The organism is Aeromonas sp. s12, from assembly GCF_040907925.1.
GTDB classification, from domain to species: Bacteria; Pseudomonadota; Gammaproteobacteria; order Enterobacterales; family Aeromonadaceae; genus Aeromonas; species Aeromonas veronii.
The window spans coordinates 161328-178760 of sequence record NZ_JBFOCT010000011.1 but is presented as its reverse complement, the minus strand read 5'-3'; the positions used below and the strand labels follow the sequence as shown (position 1 = coordinate 178760).

Sequence of the window (17433 nt, the reverse complement as noted above, 5' to 3'; positions counted from 1 at the left end):
GGACCTCCGGCGTTAATGGAACAGGGACCGGCCCGGCGGGCCAGGATCTAGGTCGGCCAGTGTAGCACGGCCATCCAAAACCGGTAAAAGCCAGAAAAAACAATGCCACCCGCAGGTGGCATTGGTCTCAAACCGGATGGTCTGACTTATCAGCCATAAACCGGGAAGCGGCGGCAGATATCCAGCACCTTCTCGCGCACGGTGGCCAGTACGGCATCGTTGTCGTGGTTGTCCAGTACGTCGCAGATCCAGTGGGTCAGCTCGATGGACTCGGCTTCCTTGAAACCGCGGCGGGTGATGGCCGGGGTACCGATCCGCACACCGGAGGTGACGAACGGGGAGCGCGGGTCGTTGGGCACGGAGTTCTTGTTGACGGTGATGTTGGCTTTGCCCAGCGCAGCGTCAGCATCCTTACCGGTCAGCTCGCGGCCGATCAGGTCAACCAGCATCAGATGGTTGTCGGTACCGCCGGAGACGATCTTGTAACCGCGCTCGATGAAGGTAGCGGCCATCGCCTTGGCGTTTTTCACGACCTGAGCCTGATAGGTCTTGAACTCCGGCTCCAGCGCCTCTTTGAAGGCAACGGCTTTACCGGCAATGACATGCATCAGCGGGCCACCCTGACCACCCGGGAAGACGGCGGAGTTGAGCTTCTTGTAGAGCTCCTCGTCGTCAGCAGCGGAGAGAATAAGACCACCGCGCGGACCGGCCAGGGTCTTGTGAGTGGTGGAGGTAACCACGTGAGCGTGGGGAACCGGGTTCGGGTAGACGCCAGCGGCAATCAGACCCGCCACGTGGGCCATGTCGACGAACAGGTAGGCACCGACCTTGTCGGCGATTTCGCGCATGCGGGCCCAGTCAACGATGCCGGAGTAGGCGGAGAAGCCACCGATCATCATCTTCGGCTTGTGCTCGACAGCCTGACGTTCCATGTCGTCGTAGTCGATCTTGCCGGACTCATCGATACCGTAAGGCACGATGTTGTAGAGCTTGCCGGAGAAGTTGACCGGAGAGCCGTGGGTCAGGTGACCGCCGTGGGCCAGGTTCATGCCCAGTACGGTGTCACCCGGCTGCAGCAGAGCCATGTAAACGGCGCTGTTGGCCTGAGAGCCGGAGTGCGGCTGCACGTTGGCGTAGGTGGCACCGAACAGCTCTTTGGCGCGCTCGATGGCCAGGGTTTCGACCACATCCACATACTCGCAACCACCGTAGTAACGCTTGGAGGGGTAACCTTCAGCGTACTTGTTGGTCAGCTGGGAGCCCTGGGCTTCCATGACACGGGGGCTGGTGTAGTTCTCAGACGCAATCAGCTCGATATGCTCTTCCTGACGACGGGTTTCGTCTGTGATGGCCTGCCACAATTGCGGATCATAATTGGCGATGGTCATGTCACGTTTCAACATCCGTTTCTCTCCTGAAAATCGTTTGCGCGTTAGGTGAAGTGGGCGCGGGCATTGTAACGTGAGCTGGATCAAAGAGACAGTCCAACCACCTAAAAAAATGTTGAATTTATGTTATAAAAAGCAAGATTTCCTCCCCGTTCAATACCCTGGCCGCTCAGCCAAACGGCACATTTTTCCTCCCGCGGCGGGCGGGCAAAACCCGAAGGGGATCACAACGCCCTCTTTATCCATCCTGTAACATATTCATTCGAAACAAATTTAATGATGATGGAGCTGATTGCAGCCATGCATCCGAGGGGCTGCACCTAACCGGAGGAGTTCAAGATGGACCATCTGCTGACATTCGTGATCCTGGCTGTCTTTTTTCTGTTCTACTGGGTCTACTACACCAGCCAACGCAAACATGTCCCCACCACCTCGTGGGATCAACTCCCCACCAAAGCCGACTATCTGGCGGCCCACCCTGAATCAGTCGATGGCGACATCATCTTCTGTTATCACTGCGGCCACCACGAGTTGCTGGAGGTGGGCATGGTGCACCTGACCGATTTTCGCCGGGAATGGGTCTGTGCCAAGTGCAAGCAGGTGCTGTTTCGCGAAATAGAATAACGGCGCAGGGGCTGGCCACCCTCCCTAAACGCCGTACATCGCCAGCAGGGATCAGAACGGCGAATCCCTGTTGGCCACCAGCCACTGCTGCAACCCGCTCACCGCCGCGTCAAATTGCGCCCCGATTGCCGCAGGCTCACCGCATCCCGCCTCAAGAGCCGCACAGTGGCTGGCAAATTCGGTCAACCCCAGCGCCAGCGCACTCCCCTTGAGCTTGTGCGCCAGCTGACGTTGCTCACTCCCCTCACCCTGAGCCAACTTATCCACCAACACCCGCCCTTGCGACTCAAACAGCGCGACCAGCTGGCGGATCCGCGCCATGCCGAGCAGGGGCAGATCGGCATCCAGCACCGGATTGGCCAACTCGGGCTGGTTAGTTGAGGACGCGGCTGCAGATAATTGCACCTGCGGCTCAATAGCGGCTCCTTCTTGCCGAAACAGCTGATCGATAGCGTTCGCCAGCACCGCCAGCCGCACCGGCTTGCCGACAAAATCGACAAAGCCGGCGGCAAGGCAGTGGCGGATATCCTCCGGATACATCTGGGCCGAGATGGCGATGGCGGGCAGCGACCGCTCATGCATCTCCTCGCTGATGGCGGCCACATCCTCACGAAGGCTCATGCCGTCCATATCGGGCAGATTGATATCGAGTAGCGCCAGCTCGAAGGGGCGCTCGGTCACCAGCGCCAGCGCACTGCGACCATCCTCCGCCAGGGTGACGCGATGGCCGAGGCGGGTCAGCATGCCGTGCGCCACCAACCGGTTGATCTCGTTATCCTCCACCAGCAGGATGTCACGGGACTGGCCAAGGTGCAGCGGTTGCGCCTCGGCAGGCAACTGGGCGCTCGAACGCTGCAACGGCAAACTGAAGCTGAATTCACACCCCTTGCCCGGTTCGCTGGCAAGGATAAGCTCGCCCCCCATGGCAGTCACCAGCTTGCGGCTGATCGCCAGTCCCAGCCCAGTGCCGCCCTGATGGCCTATATCACGCTTGCGCTGGCGAAACGCCTCGAACACCGCCTCCTGCTCATCGGCCGGAATGCCGGGGCCGGTATCGCGCACCACGAAGCGGATGCAGGGCTCGGCGCAAGGGCCGTGACAGACAAGGGGCGCCACCGTCAGGGTAATCTGGCCACGGGCGGTAAACTTGACCGCATTGCCGAGCAAATTGCCGAGCACCTGCCGCAGCTTGCCCAGATCCCCCTCGACCACAGGCGCCAGCCCGGGCGCATATTTCAGCGCCAGGGTGACCCCCTTGGCAGCCGCCTTTGGCCGAAACAACGCGCTGAGCTCATCCACCAGCTGGAACAGGGGGAAGGGCTCGCGGCGCGCCTCCACATGGCCCGCCTCGATCTTGGAGTAGTCGAGAATGTCGTTGAGGATCTCCAGCAGGGATTCGCCGCTGTGCTCGATGGCGGCCAGATAGCGCTGCTGGGTATCGCTGAGATGGGTATCTTCCAGCAGTGTCAGCCCCCCCAGAATGCCGTTCATGGGGGTGCGGATCTCGTGGCTCATGGTGGCGAGAAACACCGACTTGGCGCGGTTGGCCTGTTCGGCCTCGGCACGGGCCTGCCGCTGCTTCGCCACCTCCTCATTGAGCCGCTCGTTGGCGTGGCTGAGCTGGCCGGTGCGCTCCTCGACCCGCGACTCAAGCTCGCGCTGATAACGGCCCAGCTCAACCGCATTGTCACGAAACACCTGCAGGGCCCGCCCCAACTCCGCCAGCTCATCGCGCCCGGTACTGGCGATCGGCTCAAGGGGGGCCAGATCCCCGCGCGCCAACCGGCTCATCCCCGCCACCGCCCGTTGCAGCGGCCAGACGATCCGGCCGTAGACCATGCGCCACATCAACAGCATCAGCAGTACCAGCGTGAGCAGGCCAATGCCCATCAACGCCTGCTCCAGCAGCCTGAGACGCTGGCTTAGCGCCTGCTGGCTCTGCCCCAGCGAATCGCGGGCACGGCTGACCAGCTCTCCGACCTGCTGGTTGAGACTGCTCATCAGGGCCTCATTGGCATTGGCCAGCACCCGCAGCGCCTCCCCCTTGCCGAGCCAGTCGCTGCGCAGTTGTACCAGCTTGTCGCTCTGCGCCAGCACGGTCAGCGCCTGCTCCACCGCCTGCCGGCGGGCCGGATCGGTCACCGCCCCGGCCCGCAGTTGCAAGATAGCCAGCTCCCGCTGCCCCTCTTGCAATAGCGTTTGCAACTGTTCCTGCCGTTCGCTGCGCCACATCTCCTCGATGCGCTGCTGCTGCATCAGGGTGCGATGACGCAGCTCGGTCATCTGCTCCAGCCAGTCGAGATCCTGCTCCAGCAGGCGGTCCAGCGTCCAGGTCGCCTGCGTACCTTGCTGTTGGTAGAGGGCACCCAATCCCGCCACCATCACAGTTTCGGCGTTCTCCATCTGACTGCGCGCCAGCTCGGCAATCTGTCCGGCCGCCGCCACCAGACGGGCCCGCTGCGCCTCCCCCTGCGCCATCAGGGTCAACCGCTCCCCCACCAGCCACCCCTGTTGACCCAGATTACCGATAATGCTCTGGCTGAGCTGATCGAGGCTTGTTGAACTCTGCCCACGGTCGAGTTGCGCCAGCACCTGCTGCAGCTGTTGCCCCTGCAGAGTGAGCAAGCGTCCCTGATGCTCCCGCTCCTGCTCGCTGGTCGCGGTGGCCAGCAGCCGTGACGCGCTCTGGATCTCGCCGCTGAGGCGAGAGAGCGTGCGGGCCAGCTCCTGATCGGCCAGCGTCTGCTGCACCCCTTGCTCCAGCTGGCGCAGATGGCTAAGCCCCACCCAGCCCAGCAGGGAGGCACTCAGGGTCAACAACGCCATCAGGGAGAAGGCCAGCAGCAACTTGCCACCCAGGCCGGAAAAGATTCTCACGGGAAGTCCCTTGGTTGTGGTCGGCTTTGACCGGATAATATGGCCCAACACTTTAACAAAACCCCTGACCATGCGAAGCGTCTATCTCTCCCCGTTGTTGCTGATCTGGTTGCTAATGCTTCCCCGCGCCGCCCTCGCCTTTGCGGTCGATATCTGGCCCGGCGGCGAATTCAGTGGCCAGCCGGTGCGCCAGCAGTGGCCGGAACCCGCCGCCGCAACCAAATCGCTGACCTTCTGTGCCCTCTACCCCCATCTGCGCGACGCCTACTGGCTTTCGGTCAATCAGGGCATGGTAGACGAAGCGAAGCGGCTGGGAGTCAAGTTGCAGATCCACGAAGCAGGGGGTTACGGTGCCCTCGCCGAGCAGCGCCAGCAGTTGCTGCGCTGCGTGCAGGAAGGGAGCGACGCCATCTTGCTCGGCGCGGTGAGCTATCAGGGCTTGCGCGAGGCAATCGAGGCCACGCCGCTGCCGGTCTTTGGTCTGGTCAACGATCTGCCCAGCGGTCTGGTGCAGGCCAAGGTGGGGGTCTCCTGGTACCAGATGGGCTGGCAGATTGGCCACTGGCTGGCGCAGCGCCACCCCGCCGGCAGCAAGCCGGCCTCGCTCGCCCTCTTCCCCGGCCCGCAGGCAAGCGGCGGCAACAACTTTGTCGAACCTGGCTTTGCCGACGCCATCAAGGGGAGCGCCATCAAGCTGGTCACCACCGAACGCGGCGACAACAGCCGGGAAATCCAGCGCACGCTGGTGCAGCAGACGCTGGCCCGCTATCCCGACCTCGACTATCTGGTGGGGGGCGCCATCGCCGCCGAAGTGGCAGTCAACGAGCTGGCGCAGCGCCATCTCGACAGGCCCCAGGTGCTGAGCACCTACTTCAGCCACGGGGTACAGCGGGGCCTGCGCCGGGGCAAGATCCTGGCCGCCAACAGCGATCAGATGCGGCTGCAGGGGCGCCTTGCGGTGGCTCAGGCGGTCTGCCTGCTGCAACACCCTGATGCCAGTGCCGAGCAGTGCCCGCGGGTGATGGGGCCACCCATTCTGACGCTGTCTGCACCGCTGGCCGACCCCGCCGATTCCCTCTCGGATGGCGCTTTTCGTCCCGTCTATCGGGTCGAATAGCCGTTCCAAATCCGATTAACATACTCAAGGAGAAGAGATGAAAGAGTTACATGCCAACTGCCTGTGCGGCGCCGTCGCCCTGACCCTGCCGGATCAGTTCGACTATATGGGGAACTGCCACTGCAGCGAATGCCGCAAGTTTTCAGGGGGAGATTACGCCTCGGTCGGCGGACTGGATGGCAACAAGGTCACCATAGTGAAGGGGGAAGAGGCCATCGGCCGCTACCGGAAATCGGCAGAGACTACCCTGGCCTTCTGTCGTCACTGCGGCTCCAGCCTGTTCAGCCAGAAGAGCAGCAGCGGCAAGATCAACCTGCGGTTGGGGGTACTGGACGATGTGCCGAGCCAGCGGCCCGCGTTTCACATCTTTGTCGGCTCCAAAGCCCCTTGGCACCAGATTGGCGATGACTGCCCGCAATTTGATACCCGCCCGCCAGTCTGATACCCGGTCAAACAGGTCAAGGCCACCGCAACGGGGTCAGGAGGCTATCTCGCCGGCAAACAGATAGCCTTCACCATGGACGGTGACAAACAGCTGGGGATCCCGCGGATCCGCTTCCATCTTGCCCCGTAGCCGCCGGATCAACACGTCTATGGTGCGATCGCTCGGGCCATCGCCACGATGGCTGATAAGGGTCAGGATCCGCTCCCGACTGAGCACCCGCCCGGCATGGGCGACAAAGGCCACCAGCACTTCATATTCGGCCTTGGTCAGACGCACCGGCACTCCGTCCTTGCTGAGCTGGCGGCGGGGAATATCAAAACGCCAGGGGCCAAAGCGCACCGCATCGTCAGCGACCGCAGGCTCGCTCGGCGCGGCGACCGCCAGCGAGATCCGCCACAGCAGATTCTTGACCCGCACCAGCAACTCCCGTAGCTCGAACGGCTTGGTGACATAGTCGTCGGCCCCCATCTCGAGGCCGACAATCTTGTCCACCGCATCGCTGCGGCCGGTGACCAGAATGATCCCCACCGTGCTGCGCGCCCGCAGTTCACGGGTCAGCAGCAGACCATCTTCCCCCGGCAGGTTGATATCCAGCATCACCAGATCGACCGTCTGCTCCGCCAGCACGGCGCGCATCTCCTGGCCGTTTTCGACCGCAGTCACCCGATAGCCCTCCCGCTCGAAATAGCCGGTCAGCTTCTCGCGGGTAACCGCATCATCTTCAACAACCAGAATGTGGTAGCTCATGGGCAGGGTTCACGATGGTCGACAAGGGAGGATTATTCTATTCACATTTTGTCATAAATACCCCTATTTCATTAATTTGTGGCGGCAGCCCTGTTCACAACGCCTCCCTATCATGGCTCCCATCAAAAAAGTGATGTGAGAGAGCATGATGAAAAAACTGTGGCACTTCCTGCGCACCCCCAGCCGTCGCTGGTCGGTACTGGCGCTGCTTCTGGTGGGCGTCGGCGTCACCCTCGCGGGCACCGTCGGCCTGCACTATGGCTTTGAGAAAACCAGCAGCCTCGAATTCTGTATCTCCTGCCACTCCATGAAAGACACCGTCTATCCGGAGTACAAGGAGTCCATCCACTTCAAGAATGCCTCAGGAGTACAGGCGGTCTGTACCGACTGTCACCAGCCGAAGGATTTCGTCGGCAAGGTGGCCCGCAAGATGGAGGCGGCCAACGACCTCTATCAGGAGTACATAGGCCACAGCATCGACACTCAGGAGAAGTTCGAGGACCGGCGCCTGCATCTGGCCGAGAAGGTGTGGGCGCGGATGAGCAGCCAGAACTCCAAGACCTGCAAGTCCTGCCACAGCTACGACAACATGGATCACGCCAAGCAGTCCCCGGCGGCAGCGCTGGCGATGAAAGATGCGGCGGCGAAGAACATGAACTGCATCGAGTGCCACAAGGGCATCGCCCACGAACTCCCCAACATGGCGGGCGGCTTCCGGGCCACTTACGCCACCCTGGTCAACGACGCACAAGAGGCGCCAGCCGCCGAGACCCTCTACAACCTGGGTGAAAAAGATCTCTATGCCAGCGAACAGAGCAGCGAGCCGGTCGGCAAACTGCTGCCCGCCTCCCGCATCGACGTCGTAGACCGCAGCGGCGATCGCCTCAAGGTGACCATCGAAGGGTGGCGCGAGAGCGACGGCAAGGGCCGGGTGCTGAGCGAATACATGGGCAAGCGGGTCTTCGTCGCCACCATCCGTGACGAACTGAAAGCGAGCGAGAAAGTGCTCAAACAGGAGACCGACAGCGCCACCCATATCAAATGGGAGCAGGTTCAGGTGCAGGCCTGGGTCGATGGCAAGGGCTTTGAGTCCTCGCTCAAGCCAATCTGGGATTACGCCGGCGAGATGTACAAATCCACCTGCAACTCCTGCCACGGCGCGCCGGATCCCGCTCACTTCACTGCCAACGGCTGGATCTCGGGGCTCAAGGCGATGTCTGCCTATTACCGTCTGAGCAAGGAAGAGGAGCGCACCCTGCTCAAATACCTGCAAAACCATGCCGCCGATACCGGTGGTCAGGGCAGCCACTAAGTCCGGATTCGAAAGAGGAATAACAAGATGATCAATATTTCCCGTCGTGGTTTTCTGGGTGGCTTGCTGGCCAGCGGTGCCTCTGCCCTGATCGGCCCCTCCCTGCTCGGTCGCGCCGTGATGGCCGCCGAGTCCGGCGAAAAACTGGTGCAGTCCGGCTCCCACTGGGGCGCCTTCCGGGCCCGGGTGGTCGATGGACGCTGGGTCGAGACCCTGCCGTTCGAGCATGACAAGCACCCCACCGACATGCTCAAGGCCTTGAGTGAGGTGGTCTACAACCCCTCCCGCATCCGCTACCCCATGGTGCGACTGGACTGGCTGCGCAAGGGGCACCAGTCCGACACCAGCGAACGCGGCCAGAACCGCTTCGTGCGGGTCACCTGGTCACAAGCGCTGGACTTCTTCTATCACGAGCTGGAGCGGGTGCAGGAGACCTATGGCCCGAGCGCCCTCTATGCCGGCCACTCCGGCTGGCAGTCGGTGGGCAAGTTGCACTCCGCTGGCGCCATGCTGGGACGCGCCATGAACCTGCACGGCACCTATCTGGCCAAGGCCGGTGACTACTCCACCGGTGCCGCCCAGGTGATCCTGCCCCACGTGGCGGGCGCCATGGAGGTGTATGAACAGCAGACTTCCTGGCCGCTGGTGCTGGAGCACAGCAAAACCATCGTTATCTGGGGCTCAGATCCCATCAAGAACCTGCAGGTGGGCTGGCTGGTGCCGGATCACAGCGTCTACGACTACTGGGCACAGCTGAAAGAGAAGGTGGCCAAAGGCGAGATCCGGGTGATCAGTGTCGACCCGGTCAAATCCAAGACCCAGAAGTACCTCAATTGCGATCAGGTGACCCTGAATCCGCAAACCGACGTACCGCTGATGCTGGGCATCGCCCACACCCTCTACAGCGAGAAGCGCCACGACGAGGCGTTCCTGAAGAACTACACCACCGGCTTTGACAAGTTCCTGCCCTACCTGCTGGGCACCAGCGATGGTCAGGTGAAGGATGCCGAGTGGGCCGCCGCCATCTGTGGCGTCCCTGCCGAGACTATCCGCGAGCTGGCCCGCGCCATGAGCAGCGGCCGCACCCAGCTTATCGGCGGCTGGTGTGTGCAGCGCATGCACCACGGCGAACAGTACGCCTGGATGCTGGTGGTACTGGCCTCGATGATTGGCCAGATCGGCCTGCCGGGGGGCGGTTACGGCTTTGGCTGGCACTACAACGGAGCGGGCACCATCACCTCCAGTGGCCCCATCATGTCAGGTTTCAGCTCGGTCATTCCCGGGGTCAAGCCGCTCCGTGACGGCGACTGGAAGGGCTACTCCAAGTACATTCCGGTGGCCCGTTTCGTCGACTGCATCCTCAATCCGGGGAAGCAGATCGCCTTCAACGGCCAGACCATCACCTACCCCCACATGAAGATGGCGGTGTTCTGCGGCAACAACCCGTTCCACCACCAGCAGGATCGCAACAAGATGGTCGCCGCCTGGCGCAAGCTGGAAACCGTGGTCAGCATCGATCACCAGTGGACCGCCAGCTGCCGCTTCGCCGATATCGTGCTGCCCGCCACCACCACCTATGAGCGGGATGACATCGAGCAGTGGGGCTCCCACTCCAACGCGGGCATTCTGGCCATGTACAAGGTAGTGGAGCCGCTGTTCGAGGCGCGGGATGACTACGACATCTTCGCCGATCTCTGCCGTCGCTTCGGTCGCGAGGCCGAATTCACCGGTGGCAAGAGCAAGCTGGAGTGGATCCAGAGCATCTACGACGACGCCCGCCTGCAGGGGCGCGGCATCGGCATTCGCCTGCCCCGTTTCAGCCAGTTCTGGCACGGCGAAGGCTTCGTCACCTTCCCGGCGGGCCAACCCTGGGTGCGCCACGAGTCGTTCCGTCAGGAGCCGGATCTGGAGCCACTGGGCACCCCGTCCGGCCTTATCGAGATCTACTCCAAGACCATCGCCGACTACGGCTATGGGGATTGCCCGGGCCACCCGGTCTGGATCGAACCCTACGAGCGCTCTCACGGCGGGCCGGGCAGCAAACAGTACCCGCTGCACTTGCAATCCTGCCACCCGGACAAGCGGCTGCACAGCCAGCTCTGCTCCTCCGACAACTACCGCGCCACCTACACGGTGCAGGGTCGCGAACCTGTCTATATGAATCCGCAGGATGCCAAATCCCGCGGCCTCAAGGACGGCGATCTGGTGCGGGTGTTCAACGGCCGCGGTCAGGTATTGGCCGGGCTGGTGGTGAGCGATGACTACGCCCCTGGGGTGGTGCGCATTCAGGAAGGAGCCTGGTATGGCCCGCAAGAGGGTGGCAAGGTGGGGACTCTCTGTACCTACGGCGATCCCAACGTGCTGACCGCCGACATCGGCTCCTCCAGCCTGGCGCAGGCCACCACGGCCCATACCGCGCTGGTGGAGATCGAGAAGTTCCGCGGACAGGCACCCGCCGTCACTGCCTTCGGCGCGCCGGAATCGGCCAAGGGCATCGACCCCATGTTCCCGGCACTCTGACCTCGGGGGGACGAAAGCACCCCCTTGAGTTTCCTTTATTTTTAAAGTCGTTAGAATCGGGAGCCATCAAGGCTCCCGATTGCCATCCACGGAGGAAAAATGCAGGAATTTATGGCTACCAGCGAACGCCGGGCCGAACTCTACTGGTGGTTCTCCACCCTGTTCGCCGCCGAACTCAGTGATGAGCAGATCGCCGAATATGACACCTATGATGTGCGAAGCTTCCTGAAAAGCCTCTCCACCCTGGATCCGATGCGCGAAGCCGTGGCCGAGCTCAACGATGCCATCGCCCGCCTGCTGGTGCGCCCGGATCGCCAACTCGAACTCGCTGCCGACTTCGCCGGGCTGTTTCTGGTGGATCCCAAACAGGGCGCCCTGCCCTACGAATCGCTCTACCGTGGCGAGGCCAAGCTGCTGATGCAGGCCCCGATGGCCGAGATGCAGGCCCGCCTCGATCGCCTCGGTATCAATGTCAGCGATAAATACAAAGAGCCTGCCGACCATCTGGCCATCGAGCTGGATCTGATGGGCAATCTCATCATCCGTGCGGCGGAAGCCAAGAGCGCAGCCGAGCGGGAACGCTGGCTCGACGAGCAGGAAGCGCTGCTGCACGGCCACCTGCTGGGCTGGTTCGACAAGTTCGAGACGGCCTGTCGCGCCGCCGACCGGTTTGGCTTCTACGGTGCCAGTGCCCGTCTGCTGGGGGTATTCCTCAAGATGGATGCCAACTACCTCTCTCTGGTCAAACCGGCACCGTCTGCCGACTGAGGCCGCGATGAAGACAGCCCTGCTTCTGATTGTATGCTGGCTGCTGGCCCTGATCCCGCTGGATCAGGGCATTGCTCCCCTGATTGCGCTGCTGTTCAACCCGGATCGCGAGCTCTACGGCACCGCCCAGCTCACCGGATTTGCCGGCATCCTGCTCACCCTCTACCTTGCCAATCTCGGCGTCGAGGTGGTGTTGCGCCGCCGCTTCCAGATCGCCGGCATGCTGGCGCTGCTGGCCGCCTGGATCGACTTCATCAACAGCAGTGGCTGCGAGTCGCACTTCCTGCTGCTCTATCTGCTTGCCCTCCCGTTCCATCTGCTCGGCTGGCTGGTACTGGTGCGCGGCATTCAGGCGTTTGGTCGCCAGAAGGGATAACCACTCGCCCCCTTTCTCCATCCTTTTTATCAGGTTTTTCTGCCTATTCTTGCCGTCAAAACAACCAGATAACTCCGCTTGACTCCCGGCCAAACAGTTCGTGCCATACTGACAACTGATGCAAGTGATAAAACAATCAATGCCGAGGTCATCATGGATGGGAAGCTTTTCAACGCCGACACCGAGGCAATGTTGACCCAGCTGTCAGATCACACCGTCCTGGAACAGCTGATGGATAATGCCCCTCTGGGCATCGGCGTCTTTGACTGCGAATTTCGCTACCGTAAAGTCAATCAGGTGCTGGCCGACATCAATGGCAAAAGCATCGAGGAGCATCAGGGCAAGCACCTCAGAGAGGTGGTTCCCAAGCTGGCCCCGACCCTGGAGCCCATGTTTCAGCAGATCATGCGCAGCGGCATGCCCTACGTGGATATCGCCATCACGGGCCAAACCGCGGCGTACGACAACAGCTCACGCCGCTTTCAGGCCACCTACAGCCCGATGCGTGATGAGAAGGGAGAGCTGAACGGCATCCTCGCCATCGTGCGGGACATCACCGAGCAGTACGAAACCGAACAACGGCTGCAGCTGGCAATGCGAGCGGCCCAAATCGGGGTGTGGGAGTGGCACGTGGCGGATGACAGATTGCTGTTCGACGGCCAGATTGAGCCGCTGCTGGGCATCGAGGCCAACCAGTTCCACGGCGGGCTGCAAGCGTTCGTCGACTGTTTTGAACCGGAATCCGGCAGCCAGCTCAAGGCCGCCCTGCAAAGTCATGACCCCATCCATCTCACCCTGAGCTACCTCACCGCTCTCAACGAGCGCCACTGGGTCGATATTCATGCCGACCATGTCCCCGCCACCGAGTCGGTCGGCCACCGGGTCATGGGGGTCATTCACAATGCCACCGCCCGCCGCCGTCAGGAGGAGCGGCTCCATCAGGCCAACGTGGTATTCGATACCACGGCCGAGGGGATCATCATCCTCGACAGCGAGCACCATATTCTGTCGGTCAACCCGGCCTTCACCATGCTGACCCAATACAATGCCGAAGAGGTGATAGGCCGTACCCCGGATATCATCATGCATCCCAGGCGCTACACCGACCTCGACTATCCCTGGTATCACCTGCGCCCCGGCAACAACGCCTGGCATGGCGAGATGGTTTGTCTGCGCAAGGATGGCAGCTACTTCTCCTCCTGGCAGCAGATCAGCGCAGTCTATGACAACTTCAACAACACCACTCACTATGTGATCGCCCTCTCCGACATCAGCGCCATTCGCAAGGTGGAGGCCGAGCTGAATCACCTTGCCTATCACGATCCCCTGACCGAGCTGGGCAATCGTCATCTATTGCAGGAGCGGCTGGCCCTTGAGCTGAAAACTGCGCAGCTCAATCGCAAACGGTTGGGGCTGCTCTTTATCGATCTGGATGGCTTCAAGCTGATCAACGACAGCCTGGGCCACGGAGTCGGCGATGAGCTGCTCAAGCGGCTGGCAGAGCGGATCCGCGGCTGCCTGCAGCACAACGATCTGGCGACCCGCCTCGGGGGAGACGAGTTTCTGGTGCTGATCCCCTATCTGGAGGAGCCTGACGAGCTGGCGACCCTGGCCAATACCCTGCTGACCGTGTTGCGTGAACCGGTTGAGCTGGCCCATGAGCTAGTGGCGATCTCGGCAAGTATCGGTATTGCCATCTATCCGGATCATGCAGACAGTCCGGAAACCCTGGTCAGCGCCGCCGACAGCGCCATGTACGAGGCGAAAAGTCAGGGGCGCAACGGATTCCAGTTCTACACCCCCTGCATGGCGGCTCGAGCCCGCGAGCGGATGCAGATTGAGCAGGGCCTGCTCAAGGCCCTGGAGCTCGAACAGCTCTGCATCTTCTATCAACCCATGACCAATCTGGCCAGCGGCCACCTGAGTGGACTGGAAGCCCTGCTGCGCTGGCAGCATCCCAATGAGGGAATGATAGCGCCGACCCGTTTTATTCCGGTGGCAGAGGAGTGCGGCCTGATAGAGAAAATTGGGGAATGGGTGATGCGCAACGCCTGCGAGCAGGGACAAAACTGGCTGGCCGCCGGACTGCCGGTGCCCCGCTTGTCGGTCAATGTGTCGGTGCGGGAGATGCGCTCCCCGGGCTATGTTGAACGGGTCGCCGCCATCCTGGCCGAGACCGGATTTCCGCCAGAGCGGCTGGAGATCGAAGTGACAGAGAGCATCATCCAGCGGGTCGAACAGAGTCTGGATCTCTTTACCCGCCTGAAAAATCTCGGCGTGCAGATTGCCATCGATGACTTTGGTACCGGCTTCTCGTCACTGAGTCTGCTCAAGACACTGCCGATCGATCGCATCAAGATCGACCGGGCGTTTGTGCAGGCATTACCGGAAGACAAGAACAGTCGGGAGCTCTGCCGCACCATCATCAATCTGGCCGACAGCCTGGATATGGAGGTCACCGCCGAAGGGATTGAAACCAAGGCACAACACGCCTTCTTGCAATCACTCAACTGCGGCGAAGGACAGGGCTATCTGTTCAGCAAACCACTGCATGTAGAACATATGGGAGATCGCCTGCATCAACGCTACGTCTCATAGCGGCAGGCAATCATCATCACCAGCCGGGAGGCATCCGCCTCCTGGCTGCCGACCGGATTACCACTCAATCTGCAAGCGGGATTCCCAACCATCATCACGATCATTGAGCATGCGCGTCAGCGGTGATTCGCCAGCATAACGGGGAGCTGGCTCGCTGAAGGTGAGTCTGGTTCCGGGCTCTTTGGCCTGCCATGCATGACCAAGCTGATCAGCCACCCGATCCCGCAGCGCAGGTGAGGCCTCCTGATGGGTGATCGCAAACTCTTTCGGAGGTTCGCCAGCGGGCACTGGCGCATCAAACTGCCAAAGGGATGCACAGAGCAACAGAGAAAACATCATGACCTCCAATTAATCGACACGGCCCCCTTTTACTCAACCACCAATTAATTGTCACCCTTTGTCCTGTAACCAACTGTTGCCGCCTATCCAAAAGTCTAATTGCCCCCCGCAACCAAAGGTATAAGTTGTTAAGAAACCATTAAAAGATCTATTCAAAGGAGTGAGTGATGAGCGAGAGCAAGGTCTACCCGGTCAAACCCCACATCAGCAGCAATGCACTGCTCGACAAGGGCGACTACGCCGCCATGTATCAGGCCTCCGTCGAGGATCCCGATACCTTCTGGGGAGAGCAGGGAAAAATTCTCGACTGGATGAAACCCTATACCAAGGTCAAGAACACCTCCTACGATCCGGGCCATGTCTCCATCAAATGGTTTGAAGATGGCCAGCTCAACGTCTCGGCCAACTGTCTCGATCGCCATCTCGCCGAACGAGGTGACAAGGTCGCCATCATCTGGGAAGGGGACAACCCTGCCGAAGATCGCAAACTCACCTACCGCGAGTTGCACAGCGAAGTGTGCAAGTTTGCCAACGTCTTGAAAGCACAAGGGGTTCACCGCGGCGACGTGGTCTGCCTCTATATGCCCATGGTGCCCGAAGCCGCCATCGCCATGCTGGCCTGTACCCGCATCGGCGCGGTACACAGCATCGTATTCGGCGGCTTCTCGCCAGAAGCGCTGGCCGGCCGCATCATCGACTCGGGCTCGCGCATCGTGATCACCGCCGACGAGGGGCTGCGTGGTGGCCGTCCGGTGCCGCTGAAGAAGAATGTGGATGAAGCGCTCACCAACCCGGATACCCAGGTCAACAAGGTGATCGTGCTCAAGCGCACCGGCGGCAATGTCGCCTGGCACAACCACCGCGACATCTGGTGGCATGAAGCGACCGCCGCCGTCAGCAGCGACTGCCCGCCCGAGGCGATGAACGCCGAAGATCCGCTCTTTATCCTCTATACCTCCGGCTCCACCGGCAAACCCAAAGGGGTGCTGCACACTACCGGCGGCTATCTGGTTTATGCCAGTCTCACCTTCAAATATGTGTTCGACTACCACGAAGAGGATATCTACTGGTGTACCGCCGATGTGGGCTGGGTCACTGGTCACTCCTATCTGGTATACGGGCCGCTTGCCAACGGTGCCACCACCATCATGTTCGAAGGGGTGCCCAATTACCCTGCCACCAACCGCATGAGTCAGGTGGTGGACAAGCACCAGGTCACCATCCTCTATACCGCCCCTACCGCCATCCGCGCCCTGATGGCCAAGGGTAACGAAGCGGTCACCGGCACGTCACGCCAGAGCCTGCGCATCATGGGTTCGGTGGGTGAACCCATCAACCCGGAAGCCTGGGAGTGGTACTACCGCACCATTGGTGATGAGCGCTGCCCCATTGTCGATACCTGGTGGCAAACCGAGACCGGCGGCATCCTGATTACGCCGCTGCCCGGCGTCACCGACCTGAAACCGGGCTCGGCGACTCGTCCCTTCTTCGGGGTGCAACCGGCGCTGGTCGACAACATGGGCGAGCCGCTGGAGGGGGCCACCGAGGGCAATCTGGTGATCACCGACTCCTGGCCGGGTCAGATGCGCACCGTATTCGGCGATCACGAGCGGTTCGAGCAGACCTACTTCTCCACCTTCCCGGGCCGCTACTTCACCGGCGACGGTGCCCGTCGCGACGAGGACGGCTACTACTGGATTACCGGTCGGGTGGATGATGTACTGAACGTCTCCGGCCACCGCATGGGTACCGCCGAAATTGAATCGGCGCTGGTGGCCCATCCCAAGATCGCTGAAGCCGCGGTGGTGGGGGTTCCTCACGAGATCAAGGGTCAGGGCATCTATGCCTATGTCACCCTGATCGCCGGGGAAGAGCCAAGCCGCGAGCTGCATAAAGAGGTGAAGGAGTGGGTGCGCAAGGAGATTGGCGCCATCGCCACTCCGGATGTCATTCACTGGGCGGAGGGGCTGCCGAAGACCCGTTCCGGCAAGATCATGCGCCGCATCTTGCGCAAGATCGCCACCGGCGAGACCGACAGCCTGGGGGATATCTCCACCCTGGCGGATCCGGGGGTAGTAGACAAACTCATCCGCGAGAAGTCGGAAGCAGCCTGATCCCGCTTCGTTTGTTGCTCAACAAAGCCGGCCCTGTGCCGGCTTTGTCGTTTCTTATCTGCCAGCAAACAGCAAGGTGGCGGCGACGAAGTATCTCAGGTCGAAACGTGCAATAAATAGCCAGATGTAGAGATTAGACCAGTAAAATGCTGCTAATTTTCACGAAATCAATATAATTGCGAAATCTGTGTGCCAGGGCACACCGATT

General features: G+C 61.3%; 13 protein-coding genes. 9 read left to right on the top strand and 4 right to left on the bottom strand.

Annotated features, from left to right (window positions below; genetic code table 11):
* Window positions 1–149 precede the first annotated feature (149 nt).
* On the bottom strand, window positions 150–1403 hold the full coding sequence (gene glyA, locus AB5Y67_RS04780; protein WP_005338884.1) for a serine hydroxymethyltransferase: 1254 nt from the start codon (window positions 1401–1403) through the stop codon (window positions 150–152).
* 324 nt (window positions 1404–1727) lie between these two features.
* On the opposite strand from glyA, the gene AB5Y67_RS04775 reads away from it, so the two are divergent.
* Window positions 1728–2012 (top strand): hypothetical protein, encoded by a 285-nt coding sequence (locus AB5Y67_RS04775; protein WP_005358446.1) that lies wholly within the window; start codon window positions 1728–1730, stop codon window positions 2010–2012.
* Between the two features lie 51 nt (window positions 2013–2063).
* On the opposite strand, the gene torS is transcribed toward AB5Y67_RS04775, so the two are convergent.
* On the bottom strand, window positions 2064–4889 hold the full coding sequence (gene torS, locus AB5Y67_RS04770; RefSeq protein ID WP_325793948.1) for a TMAO reductase system sensor histidine kinase/response regulator TorS: 2826 nt from the start codon (window positions 4887–4889) through the stop codon (window positions 2064–2066).
* Between the two features lie 70 nt (window positions 4890–4959).
* On the opposite strand from torS, the gene torT reads away from it, so the two are divergent.
* Entirely contained in the window at window positions 4960–6006 is a 1047-nt protein-coding gene (gene torT, locus AB5Y67_RS04765) for a TMAO reductase system periplasmic protein TorT (protein ID WP_199415962.1), read from the top strand.
* Window positions 6007–6043: 37 nt separating this feature from the next.
* Entirely contained in the window at window positions 6044–6448 is a 405-nt protein-coding gene (locus tag AB5Y67_RS04760) for a GFA family protein (RefSeq protein ID WP_199415961.1), read from the top strand.
* Between the two features lie 36 nt (window positions 6449–6484).
* Here the strand turns inward: AB5Y67_RS04760 and torR are convergent, their stop codons facing one another.
* Window positions 6485–7198: a two-component system response regulator TorR gene (torR, locus tag AB5Y67_RS04755; protein WP_325793949.1), complete on the bottom strand. Its 714-nt coding sequence runs from the start codon at window positions 7196–7198 to the stop codon at window positions 6485–6487.
* Between the two features lie 145 nt (window positions 7199–7343).
* On the opposite strand from torR, the gene torC reads away from it, so the two are divergent.
* The 5 genes from torC (at window position 7344) to AB5Y67_RS04730 (ending at window position 14772) form a co-directional block, all read left to right on the top strand.
* The gene (gene torC / locus AB5Y67_RS04750; protein WP_199427584.1) at window positions 7344–8510 is read left to right on the top strand and encodes a pentaheme c-type cytochrome TorC; all 1167 of its coding nucleotides are present in this window, start codon (window positions 7344–7346) and stop codon (window positions 8508–8510) included.
* A 27-nt stretch (window positions 8511–8537) separates the two neighbouring features.
* Window positions 8538–11030 carry a trimethylamine-N-oxide reductase TorA gene (torA, locus tag AB5Y67_RS04745; RefSeq protein WP_139732874.1) on the top strand — a complete coding sequence of 831 codons (2493 nt, stop codon included), beginning with the start codon at window positions 8538–8540 and terminating at the stop codon, window positions 11028–11030.
* 99 nt (window positions 11031–11129) lie between these two features.
* Window positions 11130–11798, top strand: coding sequence for a molecular chaperone TorD (gene torD, locus AB5Y67_RS04740; RefSeq protein WP_139472009.1), 669 nt, complete (start codon window positions 11130–11132; stop codon window positions 11796–11798).
* A gap of 7 nt (window positions 11799–11805) precedes the next feature.
* Window positions 11806–12174, top strand: coding sequence for a hypothetical protein (locus AB5Y67_RS04735; protein ID WP_199427583.1), 369 nt, complete (start codon window positions 11806–11808; stop codon window positions 12172–12174).
* A gap of 189 nt (window positions 12175–12363) precedes the next feature.
* Entirely contained in the window at window positions 12364–14772 is a 2409-nt protein-coding gene (locus AB5Y67_RS04730) for an EAL domain-containing protein (RefSeq protein WP_234915153.1), read from the top strand.
* A 57-nt stretch (window positions 14773–14829) separates the two neighbouring features.
* Here the strand turns inward: AB5Y67_RS04730 and AB5Y67_RS04725 are convergent, their stop codons facing one another.
* Window positions 14830–15111: a hypothetical protein gene (locus AB5Y67_RS04725; RefSeq protein ID WP_225315392.1), complete on the bottom strand. Its 282-nt coding sequence runs from the start codon at window positions 15109–15111 to the stop codon at window positions 14830–14832.
* 167 nt (window positions 15112–15278) lie between these two features.
* Between AB5Y67_RS04725 and acs the strand changes: the two genes are divergently transcribed.
* Window positions 15279–17225, top strand: coding sequence for an acetate--CoA ligase (acs, locus tag AB5Y67_RS04720; RefSeq protein WP_139439974.1), 1947 nt, complete (start codon window positions 15279–15281; stop codon window positions 17223–17225).
* Window positions 17226–17433: the final 208 nt, after the last annotated feature.